Raw genomic sequence first — 15,716 nt, forward strand, 5'->3', positions numbered from 1 at the left:
TCGGCGACGGTCCCGAGGACAGGGATCCTCAGGGGTTCGGCTCTTCGGCCTCGACGAGCCGGGCGAGGTTCGCCAGGGCCATCCGCGTACCGGTCTCGTTGTCGGCGGGCGAGACGCCCTGCGGAATGCCCTCGTGCGTGATCCGCACCTCGGTGCCACCGTCGGCGTCGACCAGCGTGGTGGTCATCGTCATGCTGCCGCCCATCGCCGGGTCGGCGGTCTCGAACTCGAACACCTCGACCACCTGCTCGTCCGGCACGAGCCGGAGGAAATGCCCGTGGTACGTGTCGGTGTGCGCCGCCGACTTGCCCACGCCGTCGGACGTGTCGTAGGTGAGCGAGACGCGAAACCGGCCGCCCTCCCTGGCCTCGAACTCGTGCACGTGGCTGCTCATCCCGGCCGGAACCCGCCACCTCGCGATCGCGTCCGCATCCAACAACGCCCGGTAGACGGCCGGTCGCGGAGCCCTGACATGCTGCGATACGTACGTCGAGTGCATGGGTCGAACATAGTGTCGGCGGCTCGATCACGGGGTCGCGGCCAGGCCGAGAAGTTCGAGGTAGTTGTCGATGAACAGGTCGCCCTTGATGTCCGAGGTGGGTCCGGCGTCGAGAACGCCGACTTCGGGTGCGTACGAGACGCCGCCCTTGGGGCCGAGCGGGAGGACGATGGCATCCGCCGCGGGTCGGTAGGTGATCATGTCGATGCCGCCTCCGATCAGGGTACGGATGTTGGCGGCCACCACCTCGGCGTGCCGCTGGGCGGCACGGGCCATCTTCAGCTCGGGCACCGCGGTGATGTCCCCGACCGCGAACACGGTGTCCTGGCCGTGCAGCCGCAACTCCGAGGTGACGGCAAGCAGGTTGTCGGGCCGCTGGGCCACGCGCAGTTCGTCGGCGAGGTAGCCGCTGTCGACGCGCACCCCGTGGCAGGGGAACCAGATGTCCGCGGTGATCTCCACCCCGGATTCGGTCGTCACGGTGACGGTGGCCGCCCGACCCGGCTCCGATCGGGGCAGTTCGCGCAACGACGTACCGAGCAGGACCTCGACGCCGAGTTGGTCGAGCTGGGTGCGCAGGATCGACCGGAACTCGTCCGGGAACCGTCCGGAGACGAGATCCGTGCCGGGGTCCACGACCGTGACGGTCTTCTCCGGCCACATCGATTTGATCTCGCCCGCGAACTCCAGTCCCACCGGTCCGGCGCCGAGCAGCAGCACCCGTCGGGCCTGGCCCAACGCGTGGTGGGTGGCCCCGAGCTTCGACCTGGCCCCGGCACTGTCCTCGACATCGATCTTGGCGGGGTACGGATAGGCCGTCCCCGTCGCGAGCACGACGTAGTCAGCCCCGACCACCTCTCCGGAGCCGAGTTCGACCGCGTTCGCGGACACCCGTACCGCTCGATCGTGGCGCACCCGTCCACGGGTCAGCAGCCGGTCGTACGGGAGGAAGATCCGGTCCGCCCAGTCCGGGTCCACTGCCGCGCGCAACGCGGCGACGGTGTGTACGAACGTGTCGCGGGGCTCGACCAGGACCACGTCGGCGACGTCGTCCAGCGCCTTCGCCACCGTGATGCCGCCGTACCCGCCGCCCACCACGACCACTGTTGGAACCACAGCACACCTCCGGGACGAGTCACTAGGTGGCCCGGGAAGGCCACGCCCTCACCCTGGCGACGCCCGCGACGACCAGCCAGACCGAGCCGAGGGTGGTAGCGGCAGGGATACGGTCCGACGCCCGGCGGCTGTTAGGTTCGGAAGGTGAGCGACAACGAGCTGGGTATGTTCCTGCGTATCCGCCGTGAGACCGTCACGCCGGCCCAGGTGGGACTGCCCGCCGGAAGCCGTCGCCGTACGCCGGGGCTCCGCCGCTCGGAGGTCGCGGTGCTGGCCGGCGTCAGCGTGGAGTACGTGACCCGGCTCGAGCAGGGGCACGACCGGCGGCCCTCCGCGCAGGTGCTGTCGGCCCTGGCCGACGCGCTTGCGCTGACCGGACGGGAACGAGTCCACCTGCACCGCCTCGCCAAGGGGGTCGAGGGCGGTTTCACCTGCCGGGGCGACGCGGCGCCGGTGCGCACCGTACGGCCCACCGTGCAGGGCCTGATCGACCACCTCGAGCCCGCGCCCGCCGTACTGCTCAACCACGTGAGCGAGGTGCTCGCCTGCACGGCCGGGTATCGGCGGTTGGCGGGACCAATCGGCCTGCTGGACGGAACACCACCGAACCTCGCCCGGTTCGTCTTCACCGACGACCGGGCCCGCGCCGCGTACCCCGACTGGGACCACGTCGCCGACGAACACGTCGCCGCGCTCAAGCAGGGGCCGTTCCGGTTGGACCAGGCCGTGGCGGAACTCGCGGACGAGTTGACCATCACCGCGGGCGAGTCGTTCACCCGCCGCGCGGGCACCGTACCCGGGCTACCGAGGTCCAGCGGGATCGTGCGGCTGGTCCACCCCGAAGCCGGTGAGCTGCGGCTGGCCTACGAGACGCTCGAACTTCCCGTGGACGACAACCAGCGGCTGATCGTGTACCTTCCCGCCGACGCGGCGACGACCGCCGCACTCGACCGACTCGACCGCGCAGGCGTACGCACGCTGCGCGCCGTGGCCAGCTGACCAGCAGCGGAATGCTGTAAACCCCGTAGGACAGGACGAACCATGCCGCAGTACGCAACACCGACCATGGACGGCACCGCCGAGGTGCGTCCAGTGCTCGCGCGGTGACCTCGGTCCAACGGGCGGTCGACGAAGCGCACCGCCGCGACTGGGCCAACGTGCTCGCCGCGACGGTTCGCCTCACCCGTGATCTCGACCTGGCCGAGGAGTGCGTGCAGGACGCGTACGTCGCCGCGCTCGACACATGGACACGCACGGGCGTACCGAACAGTCCGGGAGCCTGGCTGACGACCACGGCAAAGCACAAGGCGCTCGACGCGCTGCGCCGGGCCAGCACGCTCCGGTCGAAGTTGCACCTGCTGGTGGAGCCGGTGGAGGCCGAGCCGGAACTCGCCGACCCGGTGGCCCACGAGGACCCGCTGCGCCTGCTCTTCCTCTGCTGTCACCCCGCGCTGGCGACCGAGGCCCAGGTCGCGCTCACCCTGCGGCTGGTCTGCGGCGTGGTGACCCCGGACATCGCGCGAGCCTTCCTGGTCTCCGAGACGACCATGGCAGCCCGGATCACCCGGGCGAAGAAGAAGATCACCACGGCCCGGATCCCCTTCCGGATGCCCGCACCGGACGAGCTGTCACAGCGCCTGGACGGCGTCCTCACCACGATCCACCTGCTCTTCACCACCGGCCACACGGCACCGAGCGGGCCCACGCTGACCAGGGACGACATCGCCGAGCGCGCGCTCGACCTGGCCCGGCTGCTACGCGACCTGATGCCGCAGGAGCGCGAGGTCAAGGGGCTGCTCGCGTTGCTGCTGGCCAACCATGCCCGGCGGGCCACCCGTACCGGGGCGGACGGGCGCCTGCTGCTGCTGGAGGAACAGGACCGGTCGGCCTGGGACCGGCAGAGTATCGCCGAAGCACACGAACTGGTGCTGGAAGCACTCGACGGCGGGAACCCGGGCCGGTTCGTCCTGCAGGCAGCCATCGCCGCCCTGCACGCCGCCGCGGCGACGTACGACAGCACGGACTGGGGTCAGATCCTGGTGCTCTACGACGAGTTGCTGCGGGTGTGGCCGTCGCCGGTGGTGGCGCTCAACCGGGCCGTGCCGGTGGCGATGGTCCGTGGACCGGCGGTCGCGCTGGCCGAGGTCGAAGCCCTCGAAGACAGCGAGGCGCTGGCCCGCTACCACTACCTGCCGGCGATCAGGGCCGACCTGCTGCGTCGGCTGGGCCGGAACACCGAGGCCGCCGCCGAGTACGAACGCGCCATCGCGCTGGTCGACAACTCCGCCGAGCGCGCCTTCCTCGCCGGCCGGCTCGCCGAGACGGCCGGCGAACCGGAAGCTCGACGTCGACCCGGCCTGGGCTCAGTAGTAGCCCGTCTCCCCGTCGAGCAACTCACGGATGGTGTCGAGGTGACCCGCGTGGCGAGCGGTTTCCTCCACCATGTGGATCACCATCCACCGCAGGGACGCCTCGGCTGACCGGAAATCCGGGTGGCGGCCCACCTCGTCCAGCGAGTGGGCCGCGATGATCTCGTTGGAGATGGCGCACTGCCGCTCGTAGTCGGCCAGGAGCTGGCTCAGCGGGATGCCGTCGACCATCATGTCGGCGTCCTCGGGTTCCTCCTGGAACTGGGGGCCTTCGGCCGGCCGCCCCAGGAAGAGGACCTCGAACCAGGTCTGCTCGACCCAGCGCAGGTGGGAGACCACACCCGCCACCGTCATCAGGGGCGAGGTCGGCAGGACGGACCGGTGGGCGTCCACCTCGGACAGTCCCTCGCACTTGTAGTGGATGATCGCGCGCTGCATGTCGTACCAGCCGACAAGCTGGGTCCGCTCGTCGGCCACGAACGGGGGACGGATCCGGGCTGGGGACATGGACCGGCACGCTACCCGAGCCGTACGCGTACCGCGCGGGAGTTTCCGGCGCGGTGCGTGACCGCTCCTACGCCCGACAACAACCAAGGAACAGCACTCGACTTTTTGCATGGTTCTGCTAATTATTTGCGTACCGTTGTGAGATTTTCTACGCTCGGCGGCGTGACTGCTGTCCTCGTGGAGGCTGCCGGCCTCGTCAAGCGCTACCCGCCCCGCGACCGTCGATCCGCGAGCTTCACCGCGGTGGACGGCATCGACTTCACCCTGCACCGGGGCCAGGCGTTCGGCTTCCTCGGTCCGAACGGCGCCGGCAAGTCGTCCACCATGCGGATGATCGCGTGCGTCTCCCCGCCGACGGCCGGCACGTTGCGCGTACTCGGGATGGACCCGCGTACGGACGGGCGCCGGATCCGGGCCCGGCTGGGCGTCGTACCCCAGGACGACGCCCTGGACCGGGAGCTGACCGTACGGGAGAACCTGCTCATCTACGGCCGCTACTTCGGACTGCCGAAACAGGTCATCGCCGAACGCACCGAGCGGCTGCTGGAGTTCGCCCAACTCGACCAGCGCGGGGCGGAACGGGTGGAGGCGCTCTCCGGCGGCATGCGCCGACGGCTCACCATCGCCCGGTCCCTCGTCAACGAACCCGAGATCCTGCTGCTCGACGAGCCCACCACCGGGCTGGACCCGCAGGCCCGGCACATCCTCTGGGACCGCCTGTTCCGGCTCAAACAACAGGGAGTGAGCCTGATCCTCACCACCCACTACATGGACGAAGCCGAGCAGCTCTGCGACCGGCTCGTGGTGATGGACAAGGGCCGGATCGTGGCCGAGGGATCACCCGCCGAGCTGATCGCCGCCCACTCGACCCGGGAGGTCCTCGAACTGCGGTTCGGCACCGGCGAGCAGGGCACCGCGCTGGAGAAGCTGCGCGACGAGGGCGTCCGCGACCGGTTGGAGGCACTGCCCGACCGGCTGCTCTGGTACACCGACGAGGGCGATGCCGCGCTGGCCTCCGTACACCGGTTGGGTTTGCGACCGGTCACGGCCATGGTGCGACGGGCGAGCCTGGAGGACGTCTTCCTCGCCCTGACCGGCCGGACGCTGGTGGACTGAGATGGCCACCGAAACCCTCGCCCCGCCGCTCGGCGACCCGACCACGAACACCGGCATGGCGTTGCGCGCCTACCGGTACTGGACGTTGCGTTACCGGCGGACCTGGCGCGGCACCATCGTCATCAGCGTCGCCAATCCACTGCTGTTCCTGGTCGCGATGGGGCTGGGACTGGGCCGGTTGATCGGCCCCGACACGGCCGTCCTCGGCGGCGTCGGTTACCTCGCCTTCTTCGCGCCCGGCATGCTCGCCGCGGCGTCGATGCAGAACGGGATCATCGAGGCCGCCTTCCCGGTCGCCTGGAGCCGCCGGCCGGGCGGCGCCTACCCGGTCGCGGCCGGAACACCGCTGGAGCCGGAGGACATCCTCCACGGCCACCTGCTGTTCATGACCCTGCGGGTGCTGACGAGCGCCGCGGCGTTCCTGCTGGTGATGGTCGCGTTCGGGGCCGCGATGTCGCCACTGGTCGCGCTGGCCCTGCCGGCGGCAACGCTGACCGGGATGGCGTTCGCCCTCCCGTCGGCCGCCTGGGCGGTGACGCTGACCGACGTCGGTCCGGTCGGCAGCATCTTCAAGTGGGTCGTCATGCCGCTCTACCTCTTCTCCGGCACCTTCTTCGCGGTCGAGCAGCTACCGGAGGTGCTGCGACCGGTCGTCTACGTCACCCCGCTGTGGCACGGCGTCGACCTCTGCCGCACGTTGAGCCTCGGTACAGCCACCTGGCCGACCAGCCTGGTGCACATCGCCTACCTGGCCGCCCTGACCTGCGTCGGTTACCTCGTCGCCCGCCGCAACTACCGACGTCACCTGCACGCCTAGGGAGCCGACCGTGTCGTCCGCACACCTGATCGTCCTGCGCCACCTGTGGGTGCTGCGCCACGGGCGGCCGTGGAACCTCGTCGTCAACGGCATCTTCGAACCGTTCCTCTACCTGCTCTCGGTCGGCATCGGCATCGGCCAACTCGTCGACGACGGCGCGACCGGCGGGGCGGCCAGCCGGTACGCGGCCTTCGTCGCCCCGGCCCTGCTCGCCACCTCGGCGATGAACAGTGCCGTGAACGAGACCACCAACAACGCGTGGTGGCGGGTACGTTTCGACAAGCTCTACGACGCGATCGTGACCACCCCGATGCGGATCGCCGACATCGCGGTCGGCGAGATCGCCGCCTCGGTGCTGCGCAGCACGCTCTCGGCCACCTGCTTCTTCCTCGTCATCGTCGCGCTCGGCATGGTGCACTCGTGGTGGGCGGTGCTGGCCGTACCGGCGGCGGTGCTGATCGCCTTCGCGTTCTCGGCCGCCGGGCTCGCCGCCGCGACGTACATCCGCGACCCGCACCACCACCAGTACCTGCAACTGTGCATGCTGCCGATGTTCCTGTTCGCGACGACGTTCTACCCGCTGTCGGTCTACCCGACCGGGGTGCAGCCGGTCGTCGCGGCGCTGCCGCTCTACCAGAGCATCGAGCTGCTGCGGGGACTCACCACGGGTCAGCTCGGGCTCGGCATGGTCGGCGCGACCGCGTACCTGCTGGTGATGGGGGTCGGCGGGGTGTGGCTGGCCAACCGCCGACTGAGCGGCATGCTGCTGACCTGATGCCGCCGTCTGGTAGCCGTGACCAGGAAAAAGGTCGGGCTAAACTCGGCGGGGACGGTTCTACGCAGGCAGGTGAGTCCGATGTCCAGCTGGTACGAGTCCCGGATCGACCGCCAGATCCGCGAGGCGCAGGAACGGGGCGAGTTCGACAACCTCCCCGGTGCCGGCAAACCCCTCCCCGATCGCGGCACCGCCTACGACGAGGACTGGTGGATCAAGGCCTGGATCCGGCGGGAGAACCTGACCGGGCTGGCGCCGACCTCGCTGCGGATCCGCAAGGAAGCCGAAGACCTGGTACGCACGCTGACCGGGAAGCCGTCGGAGCAGGCGGTCCGGGAGAGCGTCGCGGAACTCAACGAGCGGATCCGGCGGGCCCGGCAGGGACTGGTCGACGGGCCACCCGTGCTGCTCGACACGTTCGACCCCGACGAGGTGGTCGAAATCTGGCGGGAGCAGCGGGCCCGTCCCGGCGACCCCACCAGCAAAAATGGTGCAGTTGGCGGCTGAGGGCGCAGAAGCGGCCGAATCCCCTGTTCCGGACCGGCCCTCCCGCGGTTGGCCGCGTACCCTTTCGGCGGTGCGACGCCGTCCCCACGGGCTGATCCCGATGCTGCTGCTGGCCCTCGCGGTCGGCGGCTGCGGCGCGTCGGCACCCCGGCCCGACTCAGGTGCCGGCGCGGGCTCGACGTCACCGTCCGCACCGGCGAGCAGCCTCGCACCACCCGCCTTCAGCTCCGAGATCACCCCGGTGACCGCCGCCGAACTCGGCGCGAGCTGGCGAGCCGGTTGCCCGGTCGGCCCGGCCGATCTCAGGGCGCTGAAGCTGAGCTACTGGGGCTTCGACGACCAGTCCCACCTCGGCACGATCGTCGTGCACCGTACGGTGGCGGACGAGGTCGTCGGCGTGTTCGCCACCCTGTACCGCGAACGGTTCCCGATCCGCCGACTCAGTCCGGTGAGCGGCTACGGCGGCAGCGACGACCGGTCGATGGCCGACGACAACAGCTCCGGCTTCAACTGCCGGGAGGCGGTGGCCGGCGGGCCCGCGAAGTGGTCCGCGCACGCGTACGGGCAGGCGATCGACGTCAACCCGGTGGAGAACCCGTACCTCGTCGACGGCAAGGTGCTGCCGCCCGCCGGAGCGCCGTACGCCGACCGTACGACGGTCGACGGGCCCGGCCTGGCGGTGCCCGACGGAACACTGGTGGAGGCGTTCGCCTCGGCCGGTTGGCAGTGGGGCGGCGAATGGTCGTCCGCGCCGGACTACCAGCACTTCAGCAAGACCGGGGACTGAGCCAGGTCTTCACCCTCCAGGGCAAGGCGGGCAGCCGCTCAGCGGCTGCGGTCGGCATTCGATTCGGCCAGCGGAGCCGCCAGTCCCCAGCCAGCCGCCAGCAGTTCGGCGCAGGCTGCCCGGGCGGCGGCGAGACGCACCTCGGGCGGCCCGGTCAGTTCGCGTACGGGCACCCCACCGTCGTGCAGCACCTGCCGGAACCGTCCGGTCATCCACGCACGCAGGTGCTCGCCGTCACGCAGGCCGTCGTCCTCGAACGGCACCCCCTCGTGGTCGGTGAGCAGGTAGAGATCGGGGCGCCGGGCGGCGGCGAGCGTCGCCGGGGACGGGGAGCCCAGGTAGCGCTCCTCCCAGACCGCGGTGGCGCGGGCGTCGGTGTCACACACCAGGATCGGCCCACCGGAACGGGCCGCGTCGTCCTCGGCCCGGTTCTGGGTCTCGGCGACCTCGACGAAGTCCTCCCGTGACCAGGTCACGTCGAACACGCTGGCCCCCGGATCGGTACGCCGCAGCGCGGTGAGCTTCCGCTCGGTCAGCTCGCGGCCGAACTCCGGCACCCAGCGGGTCCGCGCCCACACGCCGCCGTCGCCGCGCAACGCCTCCGCCAATGCGCGAGCCAGCGTGGTGGTGCCCGTCGACTCCGCGCCGACGACCACCACCCTGCGGGTGAACCAGGCCCGCACCGGCGGCGCCAGTTGCCACCAGTGCGACACCGGGTCCGCCCGTACCTCGGTCCCGGAAACCGCGACCGTGCTGCGGGCCTGGTCCACGCAGACGTGGGTGGCGGAGAACCGCCGGGCCAGTTCGTCCCCGTACGGCTCCGAACTGAACACGGCGTCGACCGGGGCGTCGAGCGCGGACCGGAAGACCGCGCAGTGCGCGTCCCAGGCCAGCGGGTCGGCGTAGTCGACCGGATGATCGTCCACGACGCCGACGAACCGTACCCACGGCGTGATGGCGTGCACCTCGCGCAGCCACGTCAGCCGCAGCTCCAACGGAACCGATTCCACACTGGATGGTGCCACCACCACGGTCAGCCGCTCACAGGCCGCCGCCGCACTGGCGATAAGGTGGTGGTGGCCGGCGTGCGGCGGGTAGAACTTGCCCACCACCAGACCGTGCCCGAACCTGCGCACACCGTCGGCCCGCTGCGACGGCGCGCTCAAGCGGTCACCGTCGTGCCCACCTGGTCGGGTCGGGCCGACCGTTCGCGCAGGTCAGCCGACCACGCCCGCCAGCCGAGCCCGCACAGCCCGAGGAACGCGACGTACAGGATCGCGGTCAACCACAGACCCTTGTATCCGTACAGCGGGATGTAGACCAGGTCGACGCTCGCCCACAACCACCAGCTCTCCACCAGCTTGCGCGCCTGGCCGTACGTGGCGAGCAGGGACAGTGCAGTGGTGAACGCGTCCGGCAGCGGCACCGTCGAACCGGTGAAACGGTCGAGGAAGAACCAGAGCAGGCCGGTGAGCAGCACACCCGCGATCGCGAGGCCGATCCACTCCACCCCGGTGGTGGTCCGTACCCCGGTGGTGCCGTCCCGTCCGGTGCCTCGGGTCCACTGCCACCAGCCGTACCCGCCGAGCACCACGTAGACGATCTGCAACCCGGCGTCCGCGTAGAGCCCGACGGACCAGAAGACCACCATCAACAGCAGTACGTTCAGGATGCCGACCGGCCAGTTCGCGACGTGCTGCCGTACGACGAGCAGCACGCACAGCATCCCGGTGGCGAACCCGAGCAGTTCCGCCCACGAGGTCGATGCCCCGAACACCGTGACCGCCGGTGAGTTGAGCCAGTCCAGCATCGACCTCGTCCGTCCGCTCGGCAGTGGCCCTACGCTAACCGAAGCCGTACGCCGTGCCGCGACAAGCCCTCCCCGTACCACGCTGGCCACGCGACGGGATGGGCCGGACCGTCACCCCCGGTTGGCGAGCTGCCCCAACCAGTCAGCGAACCGGACCTTGCCGATGCGCGGGGAGTCGCCCGGCGTGATCGTCGAGTCGTCCAGCTCGTAGCCGAAGTAACGCGCGTGGACGTCGGTGGTCACCTCTCGTACGTCGTGGTGTGCCCCGTCCACGGCCAGGAACCGGCGCACGAACTCGTCGAGGCCGATCTTCTCCGGTCCGGCCAGCTCGATGGTGCCGTTGCGCGGCGGGTCGGGCACGATGTCGGCGAGCGTGGCGGCGACGTCGTCGGACGCGACGGGCTGCACGAGCGCGGGTGGCAGCCGGACCGTGTCCCCGTCGGTCGACGTCTGGGCGATGCCGCCGGCGAACTCGAAGAACTGCGTCGCGCGGAGGATCGTGTAGGGCAGTCCCGATTCCTTGATCAGGTCCTCCTGGGCGATCTTCGCGCGCATGTAGCCGGCGTCGGCCAGGCGGTCGGCACCGACGACCGACAGCGCGATGTGGTGACCGACCCCGGCGTCCACCTCCGCGGCGAGGAGGTTGCGACCCGACGTGGTGAAGAACTCCAGCACCGCCGCATCCTCGAAGGAGGGCGAGTTCGCGACGTCGACGACCGCTTCGGCGCCGGCCACCGCGTCGGCCAGTCCCTCGCCGGTGATGGTGTTGACGCCCGACGAGGGCGACGCGGCAACCACGTCGTGTCCGCCGGCCCGAAGCCTGTTCACGAGGTTTGCACCGATAAGCCCGGTACCGCCGATGACCACGATCTTCATGATCGACCTCTCTTTCAACTCGGACATCTTATATCCGGGATACTACTCGGACAGATCCTGTCCGAGTCAAGTCGAGTAGGATGAGCCGGTGAAGATGTCTGGCGGGGTGGAGTGGGCGCTGCACTGCTGCGTCGTGCTGACGGCCGCCGAGTCGCCCGTACCCGCCGCCAGGCTGGCCGAGCTGCATGACGTCTCGGGCAGCTACCTGGCCAAGCAGCTACAGAGTCTGTCCCGGGCCGGACTGGTGCGATCCGTGCAGGGACACTCCGGCGGCTACGCGCTCACCCGGGCACCGGAACTGATCACCGTGCTCGATGTCGTCGAGGCCGTGGACGGCGCCCGACCAGCCTTTGTCTGCACCGAGATCCGGCAACGAGGCCCACTGGCGACCCTACCGGAGGCCTGCACCACGCCGTGCGCGATCTCGCGGGCCATGACCGTGGCCGACAGCGCCTGGCGGGCGGCCCTACGCGCCGTGACAATCGCCGACCTGGCCCGCGACGTCACCGCCGACTACGGACCGGACACCTTCGCCGGGATACGCGGCTGGCTCGCGGCGCCGAGCGGCGACGACTGACCCACCACCCGGCCCGGCGAAAGCGGCAACGGCCCAGCCAGCACTCAGTCAGCCACGGCCGGCACCCGGCCATCCCCAGCGGCAACGGATGCAGAGGGAGGCGCCATGACCGACACACCGAGTCGGAACGCTCTGCTCGACTACCTGGTCACAAGCCGGATCGCCGGTCGGGTCGCCACCCCGCGCGAGAACAACCTGGACCATTTCCGGCGGATGAGCAAACGCCAGCCGCTCTACCTGTTCGGGCTCCGACCGACAGGCCCCTGGACCCCGGCCGAGGTACTGGCGCTCATGGTGGACCGCTGCGGAGTCTCCCCCGACGTCCGACACGTACGCGGCGACGACACGATCGACCCCGAGCGCACGGTCGAGCGCCTGGAGGCGATGGCGGCGCTCGTACGCGACGCCGCCCGGCAGCAGCAACGGGTGTTGCTCGCGACCGGACATCCACACGGGGTGATGTCCATCCACCGCGCGCTGGCGCAGGCGCTGCGTACGGCGGGATGTCCGCTGCTCTCGGCGGCTGCGGGCTGGCAGCATCCCGACGAGCCGTCCTACCGCAGCCCGCACCGGTCGATCCGGTTCCTCGACGACGTCGCCGTGCTCACCGACTCCTCCGGTCGACCGAAGCACACCCATTCCCCGCTGCCGATGGTGGCCATCCTGAACGCGCTGGAGAGCGCTGGTGAGCCGCTGCCCGAGCTGGTAATCGGCGACCACGGGTGGGCGGGTGCCGCCGCACAGGCCGGGATAGCCACGGTCGGCTTCGCCGACTGCAACGACCCGGCCCTGTTCGTCGGCGAGGCGGAAGGCCGGGTACGGGTGTGCGTACCGCTGGACGACAACCTCGATCCCGGCCTCTACGCGCCGCTGACCGCGTACCTGCTGCACCACGCGGGGCTGGCCGGCTGACCCCGGTCGAGTTTCGCCCGTCGCTAGACGGGATCACTCGGGAGGCCGGCCCGGTCCCGGGTGATCTCGGCGACGATATCCCCGTCCCCGTCCGGCTCCAGCTCGACGAATCCGACCGACGCGTAGAGCCGGCGGGCCGTGACGTTCGAGTCGTCGACGGAGAGCCGAACGGCGGAACAGTCGGGCCGCTCCATCAGCCAACGCACCAGGCTCAGCACACTGGCTCGTCCCAGCCCTCGGGCCTGTTGCCCCGCGTCGACGAGCATGCCGCCGACCCAGTAGGTCAGGTCGTCGCTGTCGTACCCCCACATCACGTGCCCGACCACCTCGTCGTCCGCGTAGACGGCGAGCGATCGCCACACCCCCTCGCGCATGCTGAGCAGCAGGTAGCGGGCTGCCGACGGCGCGACGAAGTCACGCTGCTCGTCGAGCGGCACGACGTCGGCGACGGCACGCCAGTTCTCGTCGTCGACCGGTCGCAGCGTGACCCGCCGGTCCGCCCTGTCCGTCAACCCGTAATCGATCAGATCCGTGCTCATCCCGGTCGCCTTCCACGCCGCCGGACGGGCGCACGTACACGGGGAAACGGGGCCGCTCGGCGCGGCTCGGTTTACGGAGCCGAAAAGAGATCGAAAACTCGCGGCAGCCACGGCGTTGCGATGATCTTGGCGGGCCGCCAGCCGGCGCCCAGCGGGCACCTCAGCGCGGTGCCCATTCCTGGCACAAGACAGGAGCCCATCAGCACATGCTCGACAAGTTGGACGCCTCCACAAAGGCCGCCGAACCGAACAACGAGCACCGAACCGGGTTCAGCCGCCGGATGTTCCTCGGAAGTGGCGCGGCGGTGGCCGGTGCGACGGTGACCACGCTCGCCGTCGCGGAGCCCGCGGCAGCCACCGGGAACGAACACGACGAACTACTCGACTCGCTGCCGTCGGTACGCGACATCCCACGCCGCGCCCGGATCGTCGACTACGAGATCGCCGAACTGATCGTCCTGCTCCGCGCCAACCGGCTCACCTCGGTCGAGCTGACCAGGGCGTACCTGGAGCGCATCGACCGGCTCAACGGCCCGTTCGAGGTCTACGGCGACAACGGCGGCTACAACGCGTTCGTACGGATCGACCGGGTCGGCGCACTCGCCCAGGCCGCCGCCGCGGACAAGTTGCTACGCAAGGGTTCGCACTCGGCGCCGCCGCTGTGCGGCATCCCGTTCGGCATCAAGGACTCGGTCGGCGTACGCGGGCTGGAGGCCAAGAACGGCACGCACGCGTACGACGGCAACGTGGCGTACCGGGACTCCACGGTCGTGGCCAGGTTGCGAGCGCAAGGCGCGGTGATCATCGGCCACACGATCGCCTCGGCGTTCTCGGGCTCGATCTCCGGCACCTTCGCCGGCAACGCCTGGAATCCGCGCTTCATCCCGGGCGGGTCGAGCCAGGGCTCCGGCGTCGCCACCGCCGCCCGGTTGGCGGCGGCAACCATCGGCGAGGAAACCGGTGGTTCGATCATGATGCCGGCCTCGGCGAACGGCGCCAGCGCCATCAAACCGTCGCTCGGCCTCGTCTCGACCGCCGGGGTGATGCCCCTGTCCCCCGGCTACGACGTGCTCGGACCGATCGCCCGCTCCGTCCGGGACGCCTCCCTGGTCCTGGCCGCGATCCTCGGCCCCGACCCGGCACCGGACCCGCTCACGCTGTCCGCCCCGAACCCGTTTCCGGCGCTACCGGTCGCCGCGCGCAAGGGCAGGACTCCGCTGGCCGGCGTGACCATCGGCATCCCGCAGACCGACTGGATGACCCGCGGTGGAACCGGCACCGCCCCGGCCGAAACCTACGACGCCGACTACCGCACGGCGTTCGAGCGGTTCAAGAAGGACCTGGTCAGGCTCGGGGCCCGGGTCAAGGAGTTCCCCGGCCTGGACGTCACAGTGCCGGAGAACGACCCCTATTTCCGTACGTCGGACCGGTTGCCGGTGCCGGTGGGCAACCCGGTGTCACCGGCGACCGCGGTGCTCAGCCCGAACCGCTACGAGATCCGCTACTGGCAGGCGGTGCAGGCATTCGCCGACTCGCATCCGGCGAACGCGGAGGCGCTGCGGCGCCAGTTCGGCGACTTCGCCGCAGCGGCTGCCACGGCCGGCGCGATCCCCGCATCCGTACGCGACGAGGGCGAGCGCCGCCGCCGCGTCCTTCAGGCCAACTACCAGCGTGCGCTGGACGATGCCGGGGTCGACTTCATGCTGGTGCTGCCGATCGGAGCGAAGATCGGGCCACGCTCCGGCGGGACCCAGTTGTCGAACTACCGCACCTTCTACCAACTCCCGAATGCGCTGACCTGGCCGATGGTCTCGTTCCCGATCGGGTACGACAGCACCGACGGACTTCCGATCAACGCCGCCTTCTGGGGTCCACGGTTCTCCGAACCGACCCTGGTCCAGGCCGCGATCGACTACCAGGACCGATACCCCTCGTACCACCGAGCGGCGCCGCCGGATCCGACCTTCGAGGCGCAGCGCAGCCGGGGGCTGTCGCCCTCGGAAGAGGTCGTGCCGCCGGAACTGTCGAACGATCCGCTGGTGGCCGAGCAGGCCTGGTCATGACGGCCGCCGGCCCGTTCCTGACCGTCGAGTGGCAGCCGCTACTCAACGCCGGTCTGCCACTGCGCGAGCCGGACGACGAGCCGGCACCCGTACTCACCGTGGAGTGGGGGCCCAAGCTCGGCACGAGCTACTACGCGTACGACGACACCCTGCACCAGGAGTCGCCGCACCACTGATCCGTGCGGGCGGCCCGGTCCACCAACCCAGTGGACCGGGCCGCCCGCACGTCGACCACGCTCACGATGGCACCGCAACCGGCCACGACGGCTCCCCTCCGGTCGTCATGATTGGCAAATGGTCCATTTATCGCCGATTCATCACTTATATACATCGTACTTTCGGCTAGCTTCGCGCTGACTAAACAGGTTATGGTGGCTGCACTGATCGGCCCTAAGCGAACAACCGATCAGGTCACAGCAACACCGAACGACCTACAACGAACTTTT

General features: G+C 70.1%; 18 protein-coding genes. 11 read left to right on the plus strand and 7 right to left on the minus strand.

Features of this window, described 5'->3' with window-relative positions; genetic code table 11:
• Positions 1-28: 28 nt before the first annotated feature.
• Together AB0J90_RS02445 and AB0J90_RS02450 are read right to left on the minus strand one after the other, a co-directional pair.
• Positions 29-499 (minus strand): SRPBCC family protein, encoded by a 471-nt coding sequence (locus AB0J90_RS02445; RefSeq protein ID WP_363591332.1) that lies wholly within the window; start codon positions 497-499, stop codon positions 29-31.
• Between the two features lie 27 nt (positions 500-526).
• The gene (locus AB0J90_RS02450; protein ID WP_363591334.1) at positions 527-1,615 is read right to left on the minus strand and encodes an FAD-dependent oxidoreductase; all 1,089 of its coding nucleotides are present in this window, start codon (positions 1,613-1,615) and stop codon (positions 527-529) included.
• A gap of 144 nt (positions 1,616-1,759) precedes the next feature.
• On the opposite strand from AB0J90_RS02450, the gene AB0J90_RS02455 reads away from it, so the two are divergent.
• Both AB0J90_RS02455 and AB0J90_RS02460 read left to right on the plus strand, forming a co-directional pair.
• A complete protein-coding gene (locus AB0J90_RS02455; RefSeq protein WP_363591336.1) occupies positions 1,760-2,614 on the plus strand; it encodes a helix-turn-helix domain-containing protein in 855 nt (284 codons plus the stop codon).
• Positions 2,615-2,718: 104 nt separating this feature from the next.
• Positions 2,719-4,095, plus strand: a complete 1,377-nt coding sequence (locus AB0J90_RS02460) for a DUF6596 domain-containing protein (protein ID WP_363591338.1) — start codon at positions 2,719-2,721, stop codon at positions 4,093-4,095.
• Here the strand turns inward: AB0J90_RS02460 and AB0J90_RS02465 are convergent.
• The gene (locus tag AB0J90_RS02465; protein ID WP_363591340.1) at positions 3,979-4,491 is read right to left on the minus strand and encodes a DinB family protein; all 513 of its coding nucleotides are present in this window, start codon (positions 4,489-4,491) and stop codon (positions 3,979-3,981) included. The genes AB0J90_RS02460 and AB0J90_RS02465 overlap by 117 nt on opposite strands.
• Positions 4,492-4,653: 162 nt before the next feature.
• On the opposite strand from AB0J90_RS02465, the gene AB0J90_RS02470 reads away from it, so the two are divergent.
• From AB0J90_RS02470 to AB0J90_RS02490, 5 genes are all read left to right on the plus strand, one after another.
• Positions 4,654-5,607 (plus strand): ABC transporter ATP-binding protein, encoded by a 954-nt coding sequence (locus AB0J90_RS02470; RefSeq protein WP_363591342.1) that lies wholly within the window; start codon positions 4,654-4,656, stop codon positions 5,605-5,607.
• A gap of 1 nt (position 5,608) precedes the next feature.
• A complete protein-coding gene (locus tag AB0J90_RS02475) occupies positions 5,609-6,424 on the plus strand; it encodes an ABC transporter permease (RefSeq protein WP_363591344.1) in 816 nt (271 codons plus the stop codon).
• 10 nt (positions 6,425-6,434) lie between these two features.
• Complete coding sequence (locus AB0J90_RS02480) at positions 6,435-7,199, plus strand: ABC transporter permease (RefSeq protein ID WP_363591346.1); 765 nt, start codon at positions 6,435-6,437, stop codon at positions 7,197-7,199.
• An 81-nt stretch (positions 7,200-7,280) separates the two neighbouring features.
• Positions 7,281-7,706: a DUF1992 domain-containing protein gene (locus tag AB0J90_RS02485; RefSeq protein WP_363591348.1), complete on the plus strand. Its 426-nt coding sequence runs from the start codon at positions 7,281-7,283 to the stop codon at positions 7,704-7,706.
• A 70-nt stretch (positions 7,707-7,776) separates the two neighbouring features.
• Positions 7,777-8,493, plus strand: a complete 717-nt coding sequence (locus tag AB0J90_RS02490) for a M15 family metallopeptidase (RefSeq protein WP_363591350.1) — start codon at positions 7,777-7,779, stop codon at positions 8,491-8,493.
• A 38-nt stretch (positions 8,494-8,531) separates the two neighbouring features.
• Here AB0J90_RS02490 and AB0J90_RS02495 read toward each other — a convergent pair whose 3' ends face one another.
• The 3 genes from AB0J90_RS02495 to AB0J90_RS02505 all read right to left on the minus strand — a co-directional run bounded on the left by AB0J90_RS02495 (position 8,532) and on the right by AB0J90_RS02505 (position 11,206).
• Complete coding sequence (locus tag AB0J90_RS02495; protein WP_363591352.1) at positions 8,532-9,659, minus strand: AAA family ATPase; 1,128 nt, start codon at positions 9,657-9,659, stop codon at positions 8,532-8,534.
• Complete coding sequence (pnuC, locus tag AB0J90_RS02500) at positions 9,656-10,303, minus strand: nicotinamide riboside transporter PnuC (RefSeq protein ID WP_363591354.1); 648 nt, start codon at positions 10,301-10,303, stop codon at positions 9,656-9,658. The genes AB0J90_RS02495 and pnuC overlap by 4 nt, the downstream gene beginning before the upstream one ends.
• A 111-nt stretch (positions 10,304-10,414) precedes the next feature.
• Positions 10,415-11,206: an SDR family oxidoreductase gene (locus AB0J90_RS02505; protein ID WP_363591356.1), complete on the minus strand. Its 792-nt coding sequence runs from the start codon at positions 11,204-11,206 to the stop codon at positions 10,415-10,417.
• A gap of 67 nt (positions 11,207-11,273) precedes the next feature.
• On the opposite strand from AB0J90_RS02505, the gene AB0J90_RS02510 reads away from it, so the two are divergent.
• Together AB0J90_RS02510 and AB0J90_RS02515 are read left to right on the plus strand one after the other, a co-directional pair.
• Complete coding sequence (locus AB0J90_RS02510; RefSeq protein ID WP_363591401.1) at positions 11,274-11,756, plus strand: Rrf2 family transcriptional regulator; 483 nt, start codon at positions 11,274-11,276, stop codon at positions 11,754-11,756.
• 105 nt (positions 11,757-11,861) lie between these two features.
• The gene (locus AB0J90_RS02515) at positions 11,862-12,668 is read left to right on the plus strand and encodes a phosphatase (RefSeq protein WP_363591358.1); all 807 of its coding nucleotides are present in this window, start codon (positions 11,862-11,864) and stop codon (positions 12,666-12,668) included.
• Positions 12,669-12,691: 23 nt separating this feature from the next.
• On the opposite strand, the gene AB0J90_RS02520 is transcribed toward AB0J90_RS02515, so the two are convergent.
• A complete protein-coding gene (locus AB0J90_RS02520) occupies positions 12,692-13,207 on the minus strand; it encodes a GNAT family N-acetyltransferase (RefSeq protein WP_363591360.1) in 516 nt (171 codons plus the stop codon).
• Positions 13,208-13,413: 206 nt separating this feature from the next.
• Here AB0J90_RS02520 and AB0J90_RS02525 point away from each other — a divergent pair, with 206 nt between their 5' ends.
• Both AB0J90_RS02525 and AB0J90_RS02530 read left to right on the plus strand, forming a co-directional pair.
• Complete coding sequence (locus AB0J90_RS02525; protein WP_363591362.1) at positions 13,414-15,270, plus strand: amidase; 1,857 nt, start codon at positions 13,414-13,416, stop codon at positions 15,268-15,270.
• Positions 15,267-15,446: a hypothetical protein gene (locus tag AB0J90_RS02530; protein WP_363591363.1), complete on the plus strand. Its 180-nt coding sequence runs from the start codon at positions 15,267-15,269 to the stop codon at positions 15,444-15,446. The genes AB0J90_RS02525 and AB0J90_RS02530 overlap by 4 nt, the downstream gene beginning before the upstream one ends.
• Positions 15,447-15,716: the final 270 nt, after the last annotated feature.

This window comes from Micromonospora sp. NPDC049523, from assembly GCF_040676775.1.
Lineage (GTDB): Bacteria > Actinomycetota > Actinomycetes > Mycobacteriales > Micromonosporaceae > Micromonospora_G.